We start from the raw sequence: 20,885 nt of genomic DNA, 5'->3' as shown, positions 1-20,885 counted from the left end.
ATTTTTTATCTGAGGTATTTAAAATGCAATAAAATGACTTTCAAATACTAAAAATTGTTTATTTTCCATGATGAAAAGAATCTTAGTCTTCTTTTTACTTTTTTGCCAACTTCCAAGTCTTGCCCAAATTTCCAATAATGAGGGATTGATTGAATATCAAGCTGTTTTTGAGGACACAGATGACTTTGGTCCAGAATATCTTGAATTGATTGAAAAATCTCTCCCAAAAGTTGAGGAGTCTGATGTAAGGCTTCAAATGTTGTGGGATTTAGGCTATTATACGCACACGAGAAATCTTCGAAGATCACTCTTCTTTATCAAACAAGGATTAGATGAAGCCCAAAATGCTGGAAGCAAAATCTGGGAGGGGCGAATGCAAGTGGCCCAGGGAGCTGTATTGTTAAGAATGGAGCAACTTGATCAGGCCGAGCAAGTTTTGAACAGTGCGCTGGAAAAGTTGCCTGAATCAGAGACTTGGTTACTGCTCACTAATTTAGGCTATGTCTATGAGCGTAGAGGAGATTTGGGAAAAGCCTTTGAATTTGCCAGTCAAACGCTTCAATTGGGAGAAAAATACGGCGATACCAAAGCCATTGCTATGGCTTATTCTGATATCAGCAACCTGTTTTGGAAGCAGGGAAAGCCAGAAGAAGGGTTGGAGTATGGTCTGAAGTCGCTTACCCTTTTTGAGCAGAGAGGCATCAAAGACTTGGACTTTGACTTCACATTACATGTCACAGGCAATAACTTGGTTATGCTTGGCAGGTATCAAGAGGCTCTTCCGTATTTTCAACGCTCCACCCAAATAGGAAAGCAATACGGCTTTTATAATAATCTCAGCGATACCTACATTGCCTTGACAGATTTATACTTAGCGTTGGAGGATTATTCGAATGCCGAAAATTCCGGGAAGGAGGCACTAAAATACGCCGAGCTATTACAAAATGAGTTCATGGTTGTTCGATCTTTGCTTTCTCTGGGGAAAGTGAAAAAAGAACAAGGCTTATATGAGGAAGCCACCATCTACCTTAATCGAAGTATCCGGACAGCTACTGAGGATTTTGGGGACCGCTACTTTTTAGGGTTGATTTATAGGGAATTGGCTGAATCGTACGAAGGCTTACAGGATATTCCCAATTCATACCGAGCTTTTAAAAAGTATCATGAACTCAATCAGGCAGTGTTCAACGCAGAAGCAGATCAGCGAATTGCCCAATTGCAAACGGCAATGGATGTAAATCAAAAAGAAAGCATTATTTCCCTGCAGGAAGAAGCTCTGAAGCGTCAGAAAATCGTACAGATTTTTACCCTTTTGATCACTGCATTGATGGTGTTCTTTCTCTTTTTTCTTTATCGGGTTTTCGTCAAAAGAAAAAAATATAGTCAGCTTCTGGAAAGACAAAATCTAGAAAAGGAGTTTCTGCTGAAAGAAATCCACCATCGTGTCAAAAATAATCTGGAGACGATTTCCAGTCTCTTGGCTTTGCAAACGGCCCAAATCGATAATACGGAACTTCAGGATATTATGGTGGAGAGCCAAAACAGAGTTCAGAGTATGGGCATGATCCACCAAAATCTGTATCAAGGGGAAAATTTGGCAGCTATTGAGATGAAAAATTATTTCGTAAATCTGGGTTCATACATCATTGACTCCTTCGATGCCACTGATCGAATAAGCATGGAAGTCAACATGGATACTTTGGAGTTGGATGTGGATCGGGCTATTCCAATAGGTTTGATCGTCAATGAACTAATCACCAATTCCTTGAAATATGCCTTTCCAGACAGGCGAAAAGGGGAAATTATGGTTAGCTTAAAAGAGGATAAAGAGCATCTTTATCTAAGGGTAGCAGATAATGGAAAAGGGATGAGTAAAAGCAAACCGGTAGAGGGAACAGGATTTGGTACCCAGCTAGTGGAGCTCCTTACTAAGCAGTTGGATGGAAAGATGACCTTGAGCACCCAACAAGGAACAGAAGTTTTTTTCGAATTTAAAACAAAGAAGGCAGCATGAGTGAGAAGACGAGAATTTTGATCGTGGAGGATGATATGATTATTGCTGCGAATATTTCTTTGCAGCTATCCAAGCTTGGGTATGAAGTGACAGGAATAGAGTCCAGAGGAGAAGAGGCAGTCAATCATGCTTTAGAGAACCGACCCGATATCATTCTCATGGATATTCAATTGAAAGGGGGGATAAATGGGGTAGAAGCTGCTAAGAAAATTCAGGAAAAGGCTTCCATTCCTTTAATTTATCTTACGGCCAATTCAGACGAGGCTTCTTTCCAAATGGCAAAGGAAACCAAGCCAGATGCATTTATATCTAAACCATTCAATAAGCTAAACTTACAAAGAACCATTGAGTTGGTTGAAGAGAAGATCAAAGAAAATGGGGGGAATATACCTGAAAGCAATTCTTTTATTGAAAGCTTAGACGATCGAATTTTTATCCGAAATAATGGGAAATTAATCAAAATAATGTTGGATGAGATCCTTTATATTGAGGCTGAAAGAAACTATTGTAATATCATTACTAATTCTCAAAATTATCTGATTGTCAGCCCATTAAATACATTTTGCCTAAAAATGGAAAACAAGGATTTTTTGAGAGTTCATCGCTCCTACGTAGTCAATATCAGAAAGCTTGATGCTGTAGCCGAATCACATTTGGAGATCAAGCGCAAGGTGATTCCTATTAGCAAAATGTATAAGGATGATTTGATGCGAAGTATTCGAAAAGTCTAAGCTCAACCTATTTTCCCATCCCCATTCAAATCTTTGCCAGTATGCTCCTCTAGGATTTGAAGTGTTTTTTTTAAAATCTGTTGGGTTTTGTGCAATTCATTTTCTAGGTAGGCCACGCGTGCTTCCAGCGTAGAGGCTCTGGCTTTCTGATCAGAAATTTGGCTTTGTTGGATTAGGTTCCAGAAGAGTCCCATAGTTGAAATTGTTTAAAAATTAGTTTGTAAGGTCCTAAAATAAAAAAATCCCCATAGAGATGGGGATTTTAAGTGGGATAAGACAAGTCTTAATTCATCATGGTAGAGTCAGCTGCTGCTGCCAGAGATTTTTCGTATTCCATCATCGCCATCATGATTGGAGCATTGTCCCAATAACCAAAGTCTTTTACAATTTTTCCGTCTACAAATTGGAATGTCTCGTGAAATGGAACTTCGAATGATTTTCCAGATGCAGTATGGGTTGCTTTCCAGGTTCCCCAGCAATTGACCCATTTCTCACCTTTATCAGTGGTGACCATTTCAATAGCACTATCTTCTATTGTTATGGATACATTAGAGAAATCATTTGCCTGACCTTTCTGCTCCTCAATCATTTTATCCACTGAAGTAGGATTATCTTCAGTCGCATTATAAAATATCTGCGCATCTGCAGCATAATATTCCCTTTGACCTTCAAAATCTCCCGAAGCAGAAGTTGCCAATAATGCCCTTACAGCATCGATTTCAGGGGATTGTTGAGTGTACCTTTGTTCCTGCTGGCAAGCAGATAAAGTCAAGCCACACAGCATAATTAAAATTAACCTTTTCATAGTTGATGGGATTTTGGTGTTTTATTTTAAATAATTGCTAAAATACCAAAAAAACAATTGAAAATCAGTGGATTATGTCATTAAATTACACTTAAGGATAAAAAACCTCTCTCTCTGTTGATAAAGTAATAATTGTACTTTTTTAATTTTGAACAATTTTAGTTGGCAATGAAATTTTGAATTCTGTTCCAACACTTGGTTCACTATTTACATTCAAGTTTCCACCATGAGCTTTGACGATATCATAGCTCAAGCTTAATCCCAAGCCTGTTCCCGATCCAGTAGGTTTGGTCGTAAAAAAGGGCTGGAAGATTTTTTCTTTAATGTGTTCGGGTATACCATTTCCATTGTCTTGGACGAAGATTTCTACCCCTAAATCCCCTGAAGGGGACTTGGTTCTTGTTGATTTGACAATTACTTCTGGTTTGTACTCTTCTTGGGAGGTAGATTTTGCTTTTTCATCTACTGCATAGAAAGCATTATTGATCAAGTTGAGCAATACACGACCGATATCTGAAGCGACCACATTTACTTTTGGTAAATCGGGATCAAGATCCAGTTTAAAGTCAGCATTAAAGCTCTTGTCTTTTGCCCGAAGTCCGTGGTAACTCAACCGCAAATATTCGTCGGCGAGTGCATTTATGTCAGTGAGTGTTTGCTCTCCTTTGTTGGCTCGGCTATGCTCTAGCATTCCTTTCACAATGGTATCAGCACGTCTGCCATGGTGTTTTATTTTCGAGAGGTTTTCTTTTAAGTCTTTGCCAATAGCTTTTGCCTCTTCAATGTCCCCCTTCTCCAGTTCCTCATTCATTTCATCCACTAGCTCGCCACTGACTTCAGAGAAGTTATTCACAAAATTCAGTGGGTTCTGAATCTCATGAGCAATGCCGGCAGTCAACTCTCCGAGAGAAGCCATCTTTTCAGATTGGATCAGTTGGGCTTGGGTGGATTTGAGGTTTTCTAGGGAACTCTTCAGCTCTTTTGTTCTTTCGTTTACTTGGGCTTCAAGCAATAAATTTTGATTCGCTAATAATTCTCTTTTTTCTTCAGTTACTTCCAAAAGCTTTTGACTTTCAACTCGCACTGCCGAAAGGGTTTCTTTAAATCGAACAGAAATGTAAGCGAGGTAAAATAGGGGTGGGCTAAAAACATGAAACGAGAGAATTAGCTTGTCATATTCATTGTATAGGTCTAATGAATATTTATGTAAAATGATCTGTATGATGATTGCCACAGTTGGTACGACCACAGCAGCAATAATGGTCCATTTCGCACCCTTAATTTCATTTCTATGTGCGTAAAGCTTTCTTCCAAAGTGAAATAGCATTAAGACAAAGGCTATGGCGAAAGGTTGGGAAATTGAAAAAATATGCGCCGGGATATTCATCAAAAGTAACATGACGAGAACAGCCCAAGAAAGCTTCGATATTTTTTCCGTTAGAACCCATTCCAAGATAAAGAGCCCAAAAAGGGTCATGATGGCCTGAAAGGTGATGAAGAGTACAAACCTGATCTTTTCTAAACCATAGGAGATTTCAAAAAACGTATTTCCGAAAAATACTACAGCTCCGATCAATACTACTGTGGTGTACCAAGCGATGATTCGGAATAAGGTCTGATCAGGATTGAGATAGACCAAAAACCAATACAGGAAAAACAATAAGAAAGAAACCCCAAGGCAAAGTGTGACATAGATATGGGTGTGCTTGTAGTCCCGGTCTACCCAAGTGATATAATCTGGGCCTGTAAGGTTAAGAAAAGGCTGCAGATTTTCCGGCTTCAACCTAATCTCCCGTTGTGTAAAGGTGGACTCATAATCCACAAAATGGATTGCTAGCAGATGTTCTTTTCCTACCTCTAAGTTTACAGGAACAGGATATTCGAGAATGGGGTTGAAGGCTTGATAGGGGTCACCTGTATCTCCAAAAGAATGGATCAGTTGACCATCTAGATACACATCTGTAGCCGCCCAAAGACCTCTACTCAAATAGAGAGGAATATCCTTAAAAGATTCATCCAATTTGATATTGATTCGAAACCAACCCTCAATTCTTCCATTTTCATCTTCCAACTCAGTCGTGAGTTGAGTGGGGTTCATCTTCTCCCAATCAGCTACTCCTAGATTTGGATCAGCTCCATTTTCTATTGGGCCCGCCTTGAAAACCCAACCTTCCAATGGAGCCAAAAATAGTCGTTGATGAGATTGAAACTGTTTGGTCGAAAGCACCTCCACTTGCGTTTGGGCAACATTTCTCGCACTATATCCTATGAAAAGAAGTAAGATGAAGAGCTTTCTCATACGCTTTCTGTTAGAGTGGGAAATATGATGTTAAAAGCGCTCCCCTTGCCCACTTCAGTTTCTACTTTCAACTCTCCTCCATGTGCTTTGATAATATCGTGGGTGATCGAAAGCCCCAGTCCAGTTCCCTCGGTCCCTTTTTTGGTAGTGAAAAAGGGCTGAAGGATTTTGTCTTTGATTTCGTCAGGAATCCCAAGTCCATTATCCTGAAAGCTAAGTTCTATTTTGTCTTTCAGACGCTGAGTTTTGATTTGAAGGCGAGGTAGGTATTCCCCATTATTGGTAGTGTTTAGCTTTTCGCGCATCGCATCAAAAGCATTGTTGACGATGTTCAGAACCACCCTAGAAAAGTCCTCCATCACCAAATTAGCCTCCCCGGCATTTTCATCTAATTGAAAATCCAAATTCACATTAATAGGGTATTTGCCCGCTCTCATTCCATGAAAGGCTAGCGTGGTGAATTCTTTGACCAGATCATTAATCCGGACTGAACTTGCTTTTCCTGTACTTCCACGGCTATGTTGTAGCATAGATTTGACTATACTGTCAGCTCTGCTGCCATGCTCATGTACTTTGGTCAAGTTATTTTGAACATCAGTAAGGATTTCGATAATATCTTGTTTGGTTTCTGATGAATCCAGTTTTTCCAACTCCTCAAAAACCTCCTCGATCAACTCCTTGCTCAATTCTGAAAAGTTGTTGACAAAATTTAAAGGGTTCTTGATCTCATGAGCTATGCCGGCTGTGAGTTGACCAAGTGAGGCCAACTTTTCTTGTTGGATTAGCTGAGCCTGGGCAGATTTAAGCTCTGCCAAAGCTTCTTCTACAGCGACTCTTTTATGTTCAAGTTCTTCAATAGTTTCCTCCAGCAAAATGGCTGTGGTCCGTTTTACTTTTTCGGTTCGGTCTAGCTTAAAGGATAAAATCTGAAGTTCTTTATCCACATCTTTCAAAGACTTCAGCATAGTCTCCTTGACTTCAGGAGAAATATTGGGCTCCTGCTGTATGAAGTCTGATACCTCTTGAAGGTTTTTATCCATTTCTATTTTTCTTTTAAAGCCACCGCACAGCAGGCGTTATTGTGAAATTCATTATCTCCTATTTTGGATTTTCCAAACTCCCCATAAGTAAAGAACCCAGCCATCGGAGCTTTCCAAACTTCTTGAACTTGTTCTATTTCTTCTTTCATTAAGGCTCCAAATGATAAGTACCTGCTTACGCAAGAAAAAATGATCAAGGCATCTGCTTCTTGCTCTGCATTGTCTTTAATACTCTCACACTCTTCTACCACAATTTTGATCGCATCAAAATCAGGAGGTAAAGAAAATTTGATTTTGGAACCTTGCGGTAAACTGCCTGTACATATCAGAGATCTTTTTTCACTATCGGCAAACCTAGTGGCCCGAATTACTGTGTCTCCATTTTCACGCTCCAATTGCAATGGGTAATACCAGGAGTTTTGAAAGGCTACAACACTCTGATCTCCATCTTTTTTTAATTCAACTCCCAGATATTTCGTTAGCATATCCAGAGCAGGTTTATCATCTATCGTATACACAATATTTCCCTCGCTCTTGGTTACCGTCTTGGAAGTGCCAATTGCTTCCCAACCACAAGTCGCAATTCCTCTTACATCTATTTTGTCTTTGTCAATAATTAGCGCCACCAAAGCATTGTCTTTGCTTTTTCCATTTGTAAATACCGTAGGTCTTTCGGTGAGTAAATCATCTCCGGCCATTCCTCCAAAAATGGAAATTTCATTCAATGCTGAAGAATGGGCTATTTCAAGTCCTTGGAGTATTCCCTCCATGATTTGATCCCCATCCAGATATATACCTCCTGAAGCAATAATTAAAGCTGGATTTTGAAATAATTTTTTACTGACTTCTCCCAGCTTTTTGCTATCCTCCAAGGCTGTTTCTGGGTCTATTTCAAGAAACTCTACTTGAAAATAAGCCGGATTCATGTCCATTAAGAGCATGACAATACTTCCTTCTTCGATATCCCCATCTATAAATTCACCCGCAGTCGTAGAACCGAAAACCTGTATACCTTTTTCGTCCAGTAATTTTGAAATAGCCCCTAAGTCCTGTTGGATAGAAAGGAATACAATCGCCAGACTAGGTTTGAACTGGTCAGCCATGCTATGCTCCAAGGCCAACTGGATATCCTCTACGGATTTACCTTTGATCGATTTTGATTTCATGATTTATCTTTCTTTTAGGGCTATACAACAGGTCGTTAGATTGTGCATTTCAAGATTGCCACCGGCCATTCTGCCAAGCTCGGCATTCGAAAACATGCCTACCATCGGCACATTCCAAACATTTTTAACACCTTCTATTTCTGCGTTCATCATGGGGCCAAACGAGAGTATTCTACCCGCACAACTGAACACCACTACTGCATCTGCTTCAGGCATTTCACCCTCTTTGAGTTTTTGAACTCCTTTCACTACTTTTTCCATCACATCCCAATCGGGGGGTAGAGAAAAGCGAATTTTTGAGCCTTGAGGTACAGTGCCGCTGGTGAAAAAAGACCGGTCGGTCCAATCAACAACCAAAGGAGGGCGCATGACAGGATCACCACTTCCTCGCTGAAGTTGAAGGGGAAAGTTTGCGGCAATTTCAAATAAAAGGTCTTTATTATCAGGACTGATATTTTCCAGTCCACCATACTTGGTAGTGATATCCAGCGCCGGCTCATTATCGATGGTGAAGACATGGTTCCCTTCGCTTTTAGTCACTATTTTTTCGGTTCCCATGGCTTTCCATCCGCAGGTAGCAATACCGCTTACTATTACTTTTGATTCATCCAAGGCGATGCATACCATTCCATTGTTGCTTCCCCACTCGTTGGTAAAAACCCAGGTTTCTTCAAAAGCATAATCGTCACCCGCGGCTCCACCAAAGGCATTCACATCCTCACCAATCGTTTTTCTGAATCCAAGCAATATTTCTTCTCCATCTGTTGCTCCATTGCTGGTCACTATCAAAAAAGCGAGCTGTTCAAATTCTTTTTTTGCTTCTTGAGTGATGCGCTTAGCAGTCTCTTGGTAATTATTTGACTTAAACTCATCTGCATAAATTCTGAAATGCTCTTTTTTCATATCTAGAAGGAGAATAGCAACAGACTTTGTCTCTATGTCTTCGTCGATAAACTCCCCATTGGTACTGCTTCCAAATACCGCAATGCCCGCTTCATCAAGGAATTGGCTGATTCCCTTTCTGTCTTGGGAAACTGACAGAAAAACGATAGCTAGCGTAGGATGGAACCCATCTGCCATGCTTTCGGCAAGCGCGCTTTTTATTTCTGCGGTGGATTTTCCTTTGATTGATTTCGCCTTCATAGTTTTATTGTTTGACAGAAATTTATTTCTCTTTTAAAGCTACCCAGCTTACAGTTGTTCCTTGAAATTCACATTGGCCTTCATCCAGTTTTCCAAATTCACCCAAGGAGAAAAAGCCTATCATAGGTTTGCCCCAGGTGGATGCAAGCCCTTCTATTTCTGTGGAGATCAAAGGACCGAAAGTCCCTAACCTTCCCACACATGAAAAGACCATCAACACATCGGCATCCGGCATCTCTTTTTCTTTACAAATTCTGGTAGTCTCTACCACTTTGTCAATCACATCAAAATCTGGTGGTAGGGAAAAACGGAAATGGTCTCCTTCTTTTGCGCCACCGGCTATCATGACGGATTGGTCAGCAGGATTAAAAAATAGCGCAGGCTTCATAATGGCATTTCCCGAAGCTCTCTGAAATTGTAATGGATAGCCAAGGTCAGTCGGAACAAAACCACTTCCTTCTGAATTATCCCTTACTATATCGTTCCCTAAGAATCTTTGAATGACATGCATCGCCGGTTCATTGTCAATGGTTAAAGCCCATGAGTCTTCACATTTCGTGATTTTTTTCGTAGTACCTACCGGCTTCCAACCTGAAACTGCCAGACCGCTAATCTCCACCTTGTCCTGATCAAGAATAAGAGCTAGCAAGCCTCCTTTACTTGATGCATCATTGGTAAAAATAACCCCCGAAAAATCAGCCGGATCACCACAAACGCCACCTGCAATCATGGTTTCATGGCCTGCTGCATCCGTCAATCCTCTGATTAGTTCGTCGTTGGAAACTCTGAAATCCAAGGGGGAAATGATAAAGCTCGGATTCTCAAAAGTATTTTTTCCGGTTAGGCCTGCATTATATCCAGCTTGGAAAGGAGAAGACCCTTCGTAATCGTTCAATACTATTTTAAAGTGGTCTGGTTTTATATCCAGAAGCATGACAATAATATGACCCTCCCTAATACCCTTTTCATTAAAGTTGTGGGGAGCGGTTACCCCGAAGATTTCAATTCCTTGATTTCTAAAAATAGACTGGATCGGTTCGGCATCTTCCATGTTGCTTACAAGGATAATGGCAAGGGTTGGCCTGAAATCTTGTCCATCAGCTTGATTGCCGTCACCTATACTTTCATCCAATGCCTTTTTTATGTCTGAGGGTGTGGTTCCGGTTATTGATTTTGCTTTCATATTTTCAATATTTTATGACTAAATCATTTCTCTTTTAATGCCACCCAACAGCAGGCGGTCGAATGAACATGCTGCTGTCCGTTTTTGGCCCTTCCAAATTCCCCATAGGTAAAAAATCCTGCCATAGGGCTTTTCCATACCTCTGCAAGTCCTTCGTTCTCCATGGTTACCAATGGGCCAAGTGCCGGTTCTCTGCCTGCACAAGAAAATACCAGCAAGGCATCTGAATCTTCACCTACAGTGTTTTTGACCTCCTTTGCTTCATTGATGATTTCCTCAACAATATCAAAATCAGGAGGGACCGAAAACCAAAAAGTCTCGCCCTCCATCATCTCCATGTCCATGACCAGTGCATTTTCTTCGTGATCAATGTTCATGGGTGACTTGATTAATATTTCTTGGCTGTTTTCCCGCTCTGTGATGAATGGATATTCGAATGAAAGCTCGTTTAAAAGATCGAATTCTTGATCTTCACCCTCTTCGCCTTTGCCCAAGTACTTTAGGTACATTTCCACTGCGGGTTTTCCGTCAATGGAATATAAAAGTTTGCCCTTGCTGTGGGTCACTTTCCTTGAAATCCCCAATTTTTTCCAGCCTGTTATGGCCATACCATTCAAAGAGACTTTATCAGCATTAAAGACCAAAGCGACAAGGCCATGATTGGTTTCCTCATTTTGGGTAAACACAGACGTTCCTGTTAATGTAAAATCATCTCCGGCCATACCACCAAAAAAGATTCTGTCCCTTCCTATAGATTCCGAGAGTTCATGAACAAGGGACATTCCGTCAAACATTTCAGAGTCAGGGGTGACGCCGGTACTACAAATGATCAGGGTCGGATTGGAAAAATTCGAAAGGGCGGAACTTGCGACTTTTTTAGCTGCAGCCTGAATACTTTGCGCTCCCATATCTTCAAACACAATAGCGTATAAATCCCGTGATAAGTCCATCAATAGGATGGCTATTTCACCCTTACTTTGGTGACCATCAACAAACTCCCCGCAGGACGTTGCCCCAAAAACGTCAATACTCTGTGCTGCGAGGATTTCCCTGACCGCTTTTCGATCTTGCTTAATGGAGATAAAGACAATGGCCAAGGTTGGTATAAAACCATCACCTATAGCTTCTTTTAATGCTATTTGGACTTCCGTAGGTGATTTTCCGAAAATTGATCTTGCTTTCATTTTTTTAGTTTGATCATGAAATTTGTCCCTTTGTTGAGAGCTGTTTCTATTTCCAGTTCTCCCCCATGGGCCTTTACAATATCATGCGTAATACTCAGCCCAAGACCAGTTCCCTCAGTTCCTTTTTTGGTAGTGAAAAAGGGCTGGAGGATTTTGTCTTTGATATCATCTGGAATACCTGGACCATTGTCTTGAATACTGATCAATACCTGATTTTTCTGCCGCTTAGTTTTGATATCCAGGCTAGGAAGATATTCCCCATTAGTTGAGGAATTCAGTTTATCGCGCATTGCATCAAAGGCGTTATTGGCAATATTCAAGATGACTCTTGAAAAATCCTCCATGACAAGGGTTACTTCTCCGGCATTTTCATCCAAGTCAAAATTCAGATTTACGTTGATAGGGTTTTTTCCTGCCCTCATTCCATGGAATGCCAGATTGCTAAATTCTCTAACCAGCTCATTTATCCCGATAGAAGTAGCTTTTCCTGCACCGCCCCGACTGTGTTGCAGCATGGATTTGACTATGCCATCCGCCCGGCTTCCGTGCTCATGTACTTTGGTGAGATTGCTTTTGACATCTGTTAAGATGTCAATGATATCCTCTTTGATATTTGATGATTCTAACTTCTCCAGTTCATCAAAAACCTCTTCTATCAGCTCTTTGCTCAATTCTGAAAAATTGTTGACGAAGTTCAATGGATTCTTGATCTCATGGGCAATGCCAGCGGTCAGCTGTCCGAGGCTCGCAAGCTTCTCCTGCTGAATCAGTTGCTCCTGGGCAGCTTTCAGCTCTTTCAAAGCCGATTCTGCCTTGGATTTTGCCAGTTTGATTGCTTCCAAATCCTTTTCTGCCTGAACTGCATTGGCCTCTGCGATTTTTAAATCTGTAAATCGGGTATAGGTCAGATCAAAAACACCAGCAAATTTTTCAAGTAGGTAGAGCGCCTCTTCATGTAGTGGTTCGGGACTGGTGACTACCAACATACCTTTGGAAAAGAATCCTACAGTCTGTACCCGTCGATTGTGTTGGTATTTTTTATTGAATGGGATTTTGATCTCCTTCTTCATAAATTGAAGCCATTGATCTAGTTCTTCCCCCTGAAGGTCTATTACCAAAGATTTTTTTCCTTTTTTCCAAGCCTGATAGGCTTTGGAAAGCGTGGTTTCTTCTGTGATTCTACCTGAGTATCTACTGTCCAGTTTATTGCCGCCTTGAGCAGTTATCCAGAAGTCAATCGTTTGGTTTTTCTCATTAATAATCCCGATGTTGATTCGCTCATGGGTTACTCCCAAATTTTGTAGCTGTTCAAATAGTACTGAGGCTGTTTCGGATAGTTCTTCAGATCGCTGCATTCCCATGGTTCTGGATCTAACCCGCTCCAAGGCTGCCTCTATTTGAGCCTCCCGCGCTTGGGCTTCCGCTTGTTTTAAATCACTGAATCGGGTGTAGGCCAAAGAGAAAACGCTGGCAGCCCTTTTCAAAAGCTTCCAACTTTCGTCTGAAATTTCGCCAGGTGATGCGGCTCCCATAAATCCCTGACTAAACTTGTAGAGATGGTAGGTTCGCTCGGGAATTTGGTCTCCATAAAACTCCTGAATACTGAAATGATGTGACTTTTCTGCACAATAGGATATCCATTCCGACCGGTGCTGGCCTTGCATCTTTATGGAGGTTTTGGAAGAATCTGATTGGTAAAATGAGAGCATTTCTCTTCCTACCCATGTATCCTCCAAGCGGATAGTCATGTAGTCGGAAATCAATTTTTTATCATCCTGAATCGCATACCAGCATTCTGTAGTTCCTTCATCTGCATGGTGGATGTAGATGGAGCTGGTCTCCAATTCCTCAACTCCCAGGAGCCCCATTTCTTTTCTGAGAAGAGTCGCCACATCCACCAATTCATCCGGTTTCTGCATAGACATCGCTCTTGCTCTGACCCGCTCCATAGACGCTTCTATCTGAGCATTTCTTGCTTGCTCTTCAGCCTTTTGGAGATCGAGAAATCTGGTATAGGCTTGTTCAAAAACCTTTGCAAAACGAGGGAGTATATCAGTAGTTTCCAGATACTTGAGTGAGGAAATTAGGATATAGCCGTTTTTAAAGGATGCTCCGTAATCAATTTCCCAAGGCGGGGCGGTTGGCATGGGAGCATTTCTTGATTCAAGATCTTTTATAGCCACTTGAGCGGAAGGAAGATCAAAAATATCCTTGAAGTGTTGCTCAATAAAATCACCGGGAATTTCTACAGAGAACAACTCTTTTCCCGCCTTCCATTGATCGTATCGATATTGATGAATATAATCCAAATCAATGGGGACAATAAATGGACTGAGCATACCTCCGCCCGGAATACTGTGCCATTGCTCTACATGGCCTTCATGCTTATCGCAAAAGACTATCCCTGCCGCGAATAAATCTTCCCCAAAATTCCGAAGTTGGTCAAACATCTCAGTAGTCACCACCCCAAAATCTGCAGCGCTTTGCATACCCATGGAATGGGATCGGATTCGCTCCAACGCAGCTTCAATTTGCGCCTCCCGGGCCTGTTCCTCAGCTCTCTTGAGATCTCTGAACCGTTTGTAGGCGAGGCCGAAAACGTTCGCTGTTCTGCGCAAAAGGTTTCTGGAATCCTCATCGGGATAAGAATAGGTGACCATAATCAGCGCTCCGCCTGAAAACTCCGACATGGCCCAAAAGGCTTTCAATTTGTCTACTGAAGTATCAGCTTTGGCTTTTGAAAGGTGCCAGTACATCTCAGGAGCATGCTCTTTCATCAGTTCAAACCACTGATTAAATTTTTCACCTTCATTGACCAGAACATAGTCCGACTGATCCGAAGCATAATAATCCATCATCTCTTCAATGATCAGGCTCCCGGATTTTGGAAAAAGAGCCATGGACTGTAGAATTTCATTCTCTTTGCCGTGTGGATGCAAGGCCCCCCAGGTCTCAAAATGGTTTGGATGCAAGTCATACAGATGAATGGCACACACCTCGAGATTTTTCTGGCCCAGCATCCCCATTTGTGTGCGCAGCTCTAGGGCTACTTCTTTTAACTCATCGGACGTTTGCATGGCCATAGCTCGTGACCGTATCCGTTCAAGAGCGGCTTCAATTCTGGACTCCTGAGCTTGTTTCTCCGCTTTTTTCAGGTCCAGAAATCGGGTGTATGTCTGATCAAAAACTTTGGTAAACCTTTTGAAAATATCCTGTGAATCGGGCACCTTTTCATAGGTGATGAACAGAATAAATCCCTGGGTGAATTTACATAGGTGATTGATCTGATAGGTGGGGAGCGAAAGCCCAACCCTTTCAATTTCGTCAAAAGTGGGTTTCAGGTCCGGGAAGGATTTCATGTAGGTATAGTGCTCCTCCAAGGCTTTACCTCCAAGCTCCTGAACTAACATCGTATCGGCACTCCGAATGAATTCACCCATCTCATTGAAAGAGGCTTCACCATAAAGGCGAAGCTGAAATGGGGTTTGAAGGGTGCCCTCACTACTCATGCAGCAGGTAGCTGTTTTTTTATCCTCCGCCAGAATATTATACCCACAGCTCCATGCGGGGATACCTAATGCCTGGACTTCCAAAAAAAGCAAATTGGCTACTTCGGGTAGTTCCGAACTGCTTTGCATGCCCATGGTCCTAGATCTGATTTTCTCTAAGGCTGCCTCAATCCGGGCTTCTCTGGCTTGGGCTTCTGATTTTTTAAGATCCAAAAAGCGGATATAGGCTTGCTCAAATACCTTAGTAAACCTCTTTACAATGTCATTTTCAGCATCAGTAAAGGGTATATCATTGTATCTGGCGATTTGAATGCTAGATTTTTTTGCAAAGGAACAAGTGGTACTAAAGGCAACAGAATCTTTCATCAGCTTTCGAAGCTTTGTTGAAATGTTGTCGTTGCGCAGCATGAACCGATTATATTCCTGCCATGTTTTCCCCGTGTAAGTTTTGGTAAAAAGTTCCATCCTATTCTCAATGGCTTCATTGTAGTCCCTTTGTACATGGGTAGAATTATTGTAAGGGATTACCAATGGTTCTGTAGACGTGGTACCGCCGACCCAGACCTCATAGGAAGATTTTGGATCAATCACCCCACTCATCCCTACTGCATCGATTTGTAAGCCAAGGCTCTGGATTTGCTCAAAAATCACATTGGCTACCTTCTGCATTTCCTTACTGCTTTGCATGCTTAAGGACTGGCTTCTTACCTTTTCTAAAGCGGCCTCTATTTGGGCTTCCATAGCCTGTGCTTCGGCTTTTTCCAAATCCAAAAAGCGCTGATAAGTTCGACCAAATTCTCTGGCAAAGCGACTGACTATATTCTTTTCCTCTTCAGTGGCTTTGCGGGAGTGGTTGAAACCCAGATAGCCAAATTGGAAATGACCCTGAGTGGTGAAAAGTCCATTTGGGAAGTCTTCAGGGTTTATTTTGTGACCCTCTGGCAAAGCACTCATCACTTCAGATAGTAATTCCCATAGGTAAGGGAGGTCTTCTGGAGCATAATCAATGGTATTTACCGAATTGGGCTCACAGCTTTTCCATTGGGCAAAGGCCTGTTTCCAAGCCTCAATGGCATGAATATCGATTAGCTGTTCTGCCACCACGCCATTGTCAGCAGTGGTCGTCAGCCTGATGCTAAAGGTTTCATTCGCTTCATCAAATAAAGTCAAATGAGTCAATACCGGATTGATTCCTAGTAAGTCGAATTGATCAAATAGAACGCAGAGCACATCAGTTAACTCATCAGTTTGGTGCATGGCCATGGCTCTCGCCCTTACACGCTCCAGGGATGCTTCGATTTGAGCCTCACGGGCTTGCTTTTGTGCTTTTTCAATATCCAGATAGCGTTGGTATAAACGGCCAAACTCACTGCCAAACCTGCCTAATATTTTTTTCTCTTCTGTTGTTGCTTCTCGGGATTGATTGATTCCCAAGTATCCAAATTTGCAATTTGCCTCAGTTGTGTGAATCCCATTCGGAAAGTCATTCGGGTTGATCTTTGACTCCTCTGGTAGGGATGAGAAAATTCCGTCAAACAATTCCCAAACTCTTGGCAGCACATCTGGCGAAAAGTGGATATGAGTGATTGTTTCAGGATTTTGAGATTTAAAAGTTTCCACAGTATGAGACCATGTATCCATCGCATCGAGTTGAACCACCTGCTCGGCATGCACAGGCTTACCATCCTTGCTCGTCATTCGATAGATAAATGTGTTATTTTCTAAGTTGATCAGTGTCAAATGGGTCCAATGTGCATCGACTCCCAAGTGGCTTAATTGATCAAACATCAAGGCTAAAACTTCAGACAATTCATCCGGATGATGCATGGCCATTGCACGGGCACGAATCCGCTCCAAGGATGCTTCTATTTGAGCTTCTCGGGCTTGCTTTTCGGATTTTTGAAGATCCAAAAACCTTACATAACTCTGCTCAAACACCCGGGCAAATCGAATCAAAATTCCTATTTGTTCTTCATCGGGTTCAAGCCCTTCGTTATTGGGTACTACAATCGCGGAGTTTTTGGCCCAGGCATAGGAAAGGTGGTAAATCGGGCTTTCTAATTGCCACTGTTTGTATTCCTCGGGTAATTTGGCATAATCGGAATCACTTCTAGAGAAAATGGTTCGCAGGAACTTGTTTTTGACGCCCTTCGGGTAGGTTTTTGAAAAATAGGCATCACCCCGGTTTTTGGATTCCCACGCCTCATCCCAGATAGGATGCTCAAAATAGGGCATAAAGTAAGGCTTTGAACGCTCCTGATCAGCAGGGGTATAGGTCCAGTGAATCACGTCTTTGGTACCCTCCGGGTAAGTGCAGATGAGCACACCCACAGGGTCCACAATTACACCTAATTCCTGGATCTTTTCGGCAACTATTTGTACCACTTCTTGCAGCTCATTCGAGCTTTGCATTCCCAAAGATCTACTCCGAACCTTTTCCAAGGCAGCTTCAATTTGAGCTTCTCTTGCCTGTGCCTCGGCCTTTTTAATATCAAGGAATCGCTGGTAAACGCGTTCAAATTCCCGGGCAAATCGAATGACGATTGCGATTTCCTCATCTGTTGGAGGACGGGAATTATTAAATCCTATATAACCAAACTTGTTGTGCCCTTCGCAGTCGAAAATTCCTTCAGGATAATCTTCAAATGTTATTCTTTCTTTCGGTGGGAGGGATTGAAGAGATTCATTGATAATTTGAAATAAATTCGGTAATACTTCAGGTGGATATACCAAGCATTGGTGACTATGTGGTTTTTGCTTTTTCCAATTAGTTACGGTTTCCTTCCAAGTAGGCATGGCATCCAAATCAATGATTTGTTCACCGATATTGGATGCCCCATTTTTACCGGTAATCCTAAAGCTGAATGCGTTACTTTCAAGATCCATCAGGGTGAGATGGGCACATTTGGCATCGATGCCCAGCTCTTCAATTTGCTTAAACATGACGCTCAGAACTTCATTCAGTTCCTCCGAGGTATGCATGGCCATTGATCTCGCACGAATCCGTTCCAGTGCTACTTCAATTTGGGCTTTTCGAGCTTGTTTTTCTGCACGCTCCAAGTCTAGAAATCGTCTATAGGCCTGCTCAAATACCCTGGCAAAACGTTGAATCAATTCTATAAGCTCCTTACTTGGAGCGGTGTGATCAGTTGTTCCGATATAGCCATATTCAAATAGGGTAGAAGTGATGAACCTTTCTTTTAACTTTTCACCCTCCCTGAAAGGAATTCCGAGCACCTCACTGCTATATGCAATCCAATCTTTGAGTTTTTTTCCTTTTAAATCAAAAATCAGAACGGCTTCCTTTTTCTTAAAGGCTTTGAAAATCTCTTGGATGATTTCAGATTTCTCAGCAGACATCAAGAATTTTCTACTGACTTTATGCCCTTCCTGATCAGTCAACCAGGCTTCCAAAAATTCACCTCCATCCTGCGGCATTACGATATTAAACCGATCTGGAGTCTTGGTCAATTTGCTTATTTCCTCAAAAAGGACTTGGCATACATCCGCCAGTTCATTGGAGTTGTGCATGGCCATGGAGCGGGCACGTACCCGCTCGAGGGACAATTGAATTTGTGATTCTCGAGCTTGTGCTTCTGCCTTCTGAATGTCCAAAAAGCGTTGGTAGACTCTTGTGAACTCTTTACAAAAGCGTGAAAGGATTTCTTTTTCCTCGCTTGTGGCAGGTCGTAGATGGTCGTAGCCCAGGTAACCAAATGGTGTGTAGCCTGCCATGGAATAGCCTCCTTCTGGAAAATATTCTAGTTTCATTCTTTCATCCTCCGGCATCGCATCAAAGGTTTCAGAGAATATTTCAAAAACCTGAGGAAGGACTTCCTTGGAATAAAAAATGACTTCTACCGAGTCGGATTTGTCATTGATAAACTTATCATAAATCCCTTTTAACTCTTCCATACTATCTACATGAACAACCTGCTTTTGAGGTTGTCTATGTTTTGACTTTCCGGAAGCCCTATAGGTGAGTGTTCTGTTTTCCCGGTCAAAAAGACTTAGAAATACATTCATGGGATGAATTCCGAGCTGGTCAAATTGTCGGAACAAAACACTAAGTACCTCATGCAGTTCATCCGTGCTTTTCATAGCCATGGATCTGGCGCGCACCCTTTCCAAGGCCAATTGAATTTCGGATTCCCTTGCCTGTGCTTCCGCCTTTTGGAGGTCTAGGAATCGGGTATAGGCTTGCTCGAATACCCTTGCAAAACGTTGGATGATATCAATTTCATGTTGAGCTAAGGACTTCCCTTCAAAATCATTGATGTTAAACACAGCATTTTTGACCGCTATTGTTGAAATGCAGTAGGTCTCGCTATTGAATATCATTTCCAGAATATCTTCCGGCAATTGCTTGAATTCCTCAGTATGCTCAATCAGATGATGATAGAAAGCATCTTTTTCTTCTTTAGAATAATGTCCTTCAAAAAAATCCAATTGCTTTTCTAGCGCATTGTAAAAATCTTTCGGTATAGGATTCTGAAAGTAGGGAAGACGGTAATTTGTAATGACCAAACCTTCTTCATTCTGTCCACAAACAAATGAATTTAAGTCTTTTGAATCTTCAATGACGGTCGCTATGCCAACCGCTGTGAATGGTATTTCCAGATCTTTCAATTTTTGGAAGAGCACAGCTACTACCTCATTCAATTCATCACTTTTGTGCATGGCAAGTGATCTTGAACGGACTTTCTCCAATGCTGCTTCAATTGTGGCTTCACGTGCTTGGAATTCTGCTTTTTCAAGATCCAGAAAGCGAGTATAAGTTTGTTCGAATACCTTGGCGAATCGTTGAAATAAAGCCTGGGCCCCTGATAGGGGTTCTAGTGTAATAAATAACAGATTGCCAGAAGCAAAATTTGCCACATGGTGGATCTGCCTTTCTGGCAAAGGAAATCCTGCATCCATTGATTTTTGAAATGCTTTTTTAAGCATTGGGAAGGAATGCAAATACTTGAAATAGGCCTGCATCTCTTTGCCTGAAAAGTCTTTCTTTAAAAAGCTTTCCCCCTTTTTCCAAGATTCAAATTGGTGCTTGTGCCAATCGTTTTCCCCTATGGGCATTCTGAATGGAGGGTTCATGGATCCATCCGCATTGCACATCCAAGAAATAAGATGTTTTTGTTCTTCGTCCCAAATAGTAAATCCAGAGCTATAGGTACTAATTCCAAGCCCCTGTAATTCTTGAAATAATAAGGATGCAGTAGCTGCTAGCTCGTTACTGGATTGCATAGCCATAGTCCGCGCCCGAATCCTCTCCAAAGCTGCTTCAATCTCTAATTCCCTGTTTTTTTCCAGTAAATCGGCGGTTTTTTCTTTGACGAGTTTTTCTAGTTCCTCAGTCTTTTGTTTCCAAACGTCAATCCCCCAGGTATCCTTTTCACTCGCTACTTCCTCAGGCTTTGATCCATGCCAATGAACTATTTTCCATTGCTTATCAGAATAATTCAATACTGTAGAAAAACGCATGTACATTTCTACCACTTCTTCACCGGTTTTGATGGTTGCATAAATATTTTCTGCAAAGACCGCGGAATTTTCATCTTCAGAAATAAATCGATGAACCGGCTCATTCCTCCATGTGATGTCCAAACCTTTACTTTGGATTTTTTGATTATTCAGCAGTTTTTTAAACTCCTCCAAGCCTAGGATTTTCTCATCCATTGCGGTACCAAAACCCATGACGTTCTCATCTACCAGTCCCTCTAATAGATTGGGCTCATTGGACTCTAATCCTACCTTCATAAATTCCCGGTAGGTCTTTTCCAATAGTTCTTTCTTCGATCTTTCCATCTGGTA

The 20,885-nt window shown here is 41.7% G+C and carries 11 protein-coding genes; 2 read left to right on the top strand and 9 right to left on the bottom strand.

What is annotated here, in order from left to right; genetic code table 11:
* The first annotated feature begins 67 nt into the window (after positions 1 to 67).
* Both BM073_RS05390 and BM073_RS05385 read left to right on the top strand, forming a co-directional pair.
* A complete protein-coding gene (locus tag BM073_RS05390; RefSeq protein ID WP_245756372.1) occupies positions 68 to 2,014 on the top strand; it encodes a tetratricopeptide repeat-containing sensor histidine kinase in 1,947 nt (648 codons plus the stop codon).
* A complete protein-coding gene (locus BM073_RS05385) occupies positions 2,011 to 2,745 on the top strand; it encodes a response regulator (RefSeq protein WP_091651523.1) in 735 nt (244 codons plus the stop codon). The genes BM073_RS05390 and BM073_RS05385 overlap by 4 nt, the downstream gene beginning before the upstream one ends.
* Before the next feature lie 2 nt (positions 2,746 to 2,747).
* Here the strand turns inward: BM073_RS05385 and BM073_RS05380 are convergent, their stop codons facing one another.
* The 9 genes from BM073_RS05380 to BM073_RS05340 form a co-directional block, all read right to left on the bottom strand.
* Positions 2,748 to 2,939, bottom strand: coding sequence for a hypothetical protein (locus tag BM073_RS05380; RefSeq protein WP_091651520.1), 192 nt, complete (start codon positions 2,937 to 2,939; stop codon positions 2,748 to 2,750).
* Positions 2,940 to 3,028: 89 nt separating this feature from the next.
* Complete coding sequence (locus tag BM073_RS05375) at positions 3,029 to 3,550, bottom strand: nuclear transport factor 2 family protein (protein WP_091651517.1); 522 nt, start codon at positions 3,548 to 3,550, stop codon at positions 3,029 to 3,031.
* A gap of 142 nt (positions 3,551 to 3,692) precedes the next feature.
* Positions 3,693 to 5,849 carry a sensor histidine kinase gene (locus BM073_RS05370; RefSeq protein ID WP_217643091.1) on the bottom strand — a complete coding sequence of 719 codons (2,157 nt, stop codon included), beginning with the start codon at positions 5,847 to 5,849 and terminating at the stop codon, positions 3,693 to 3,695.
* Positions 5,846 to 6,889, bottom strand: coding sequence for a sensor histidine kinase (locus BM073_RS05365; protein WP_091651512.1), 1,044 nt, complete (start codon positions 6,887 to 6,889; stop codon positions 5,846 to 5,848). Before BM073_RS05365 ends, BM073_RS05370 begins: the two co-directional genes overlap by 4 nt.
* A gap of 2 nt (positions 6,890 to 6,891) precedes the next feature.
* Positions 6,892 to 8,055, bottom strand: coding sequence for an FIST signal transduction protein (locus BM073_RS05360; RefSeq protein WP_091651509.1), 1,164 nt, complete (start codon positions 8,053 to 8,055; stop codon positions 6,892 to 6,894).
* A 3-nt stretch (positions 8,056 to 8,058) separates the two neighbouring features.
* Positions 8,059 to 9,198 carry an FIST signal transduction protein gene (locus tag BM073_RS05355; RefSeq protein WP_091651503.1) on the bottom strand — a complete coding sequence of 380 codons (1,140 nt, stop codon included), beginning with the start codon at positions 9,196 to 9,198 and terminating at the stop codon, positions 8,059 to 8,061.
* Between the two features lie 22 nt (positions 9,199 to 9,220).
* Entirely contained in the window at positions 9,221 to 10,381 is a 1,161-nt protein-coding gene (locus BM073_RS05350; RefSeq protein ID WP_091651500.1) for an FIST N-terminal domain-containing protein, read from the bottom strand.
* A gap of 23 nt (positions 10,382 to 10,404) precedes the next feature.
* On the bottom strand, positions 10,405 to 11,565 hold the full coding sequence (locus BM073_RS05345; RefSeq protein ID WP_091651497.1) for an FIST signal transduction protein: 1,161 nt from the start codon (positions 11,563 to 11,565) through the stop codon (positions 10,405 to 10,407).
* Positions 11,562 to 20,879, bottom strand: a complete 9,318-nt coding sequence (locus BM073_RS05340; protein WP_091651495.1) for an ATP-binding protein — start codon at positions 20,877 to 20,879, stop codon at positions 11,562 to 11,564. Before BM073_RS05340 ends, BM073_RS05345 begins: the two co-directional genes overlap by 4 nt.
* Positions 20,880 to 20,885: the final 6 nt, after the last annotated feature.

Source organism: Algoriphagus ornithinivorans, assembly GCF_900115305.1.
In the GTDB taxonomy this organism is placed as follows: Bacteria; Bacteroidota; Bacteroidia; order Cytophagales; family Cyclobacteriaceae; genus Algoriphagus; species Algoriphagus ornithinivorans.
This window is presented reverse-complemented; position numbering and strand designations above follow the sequence as displayed.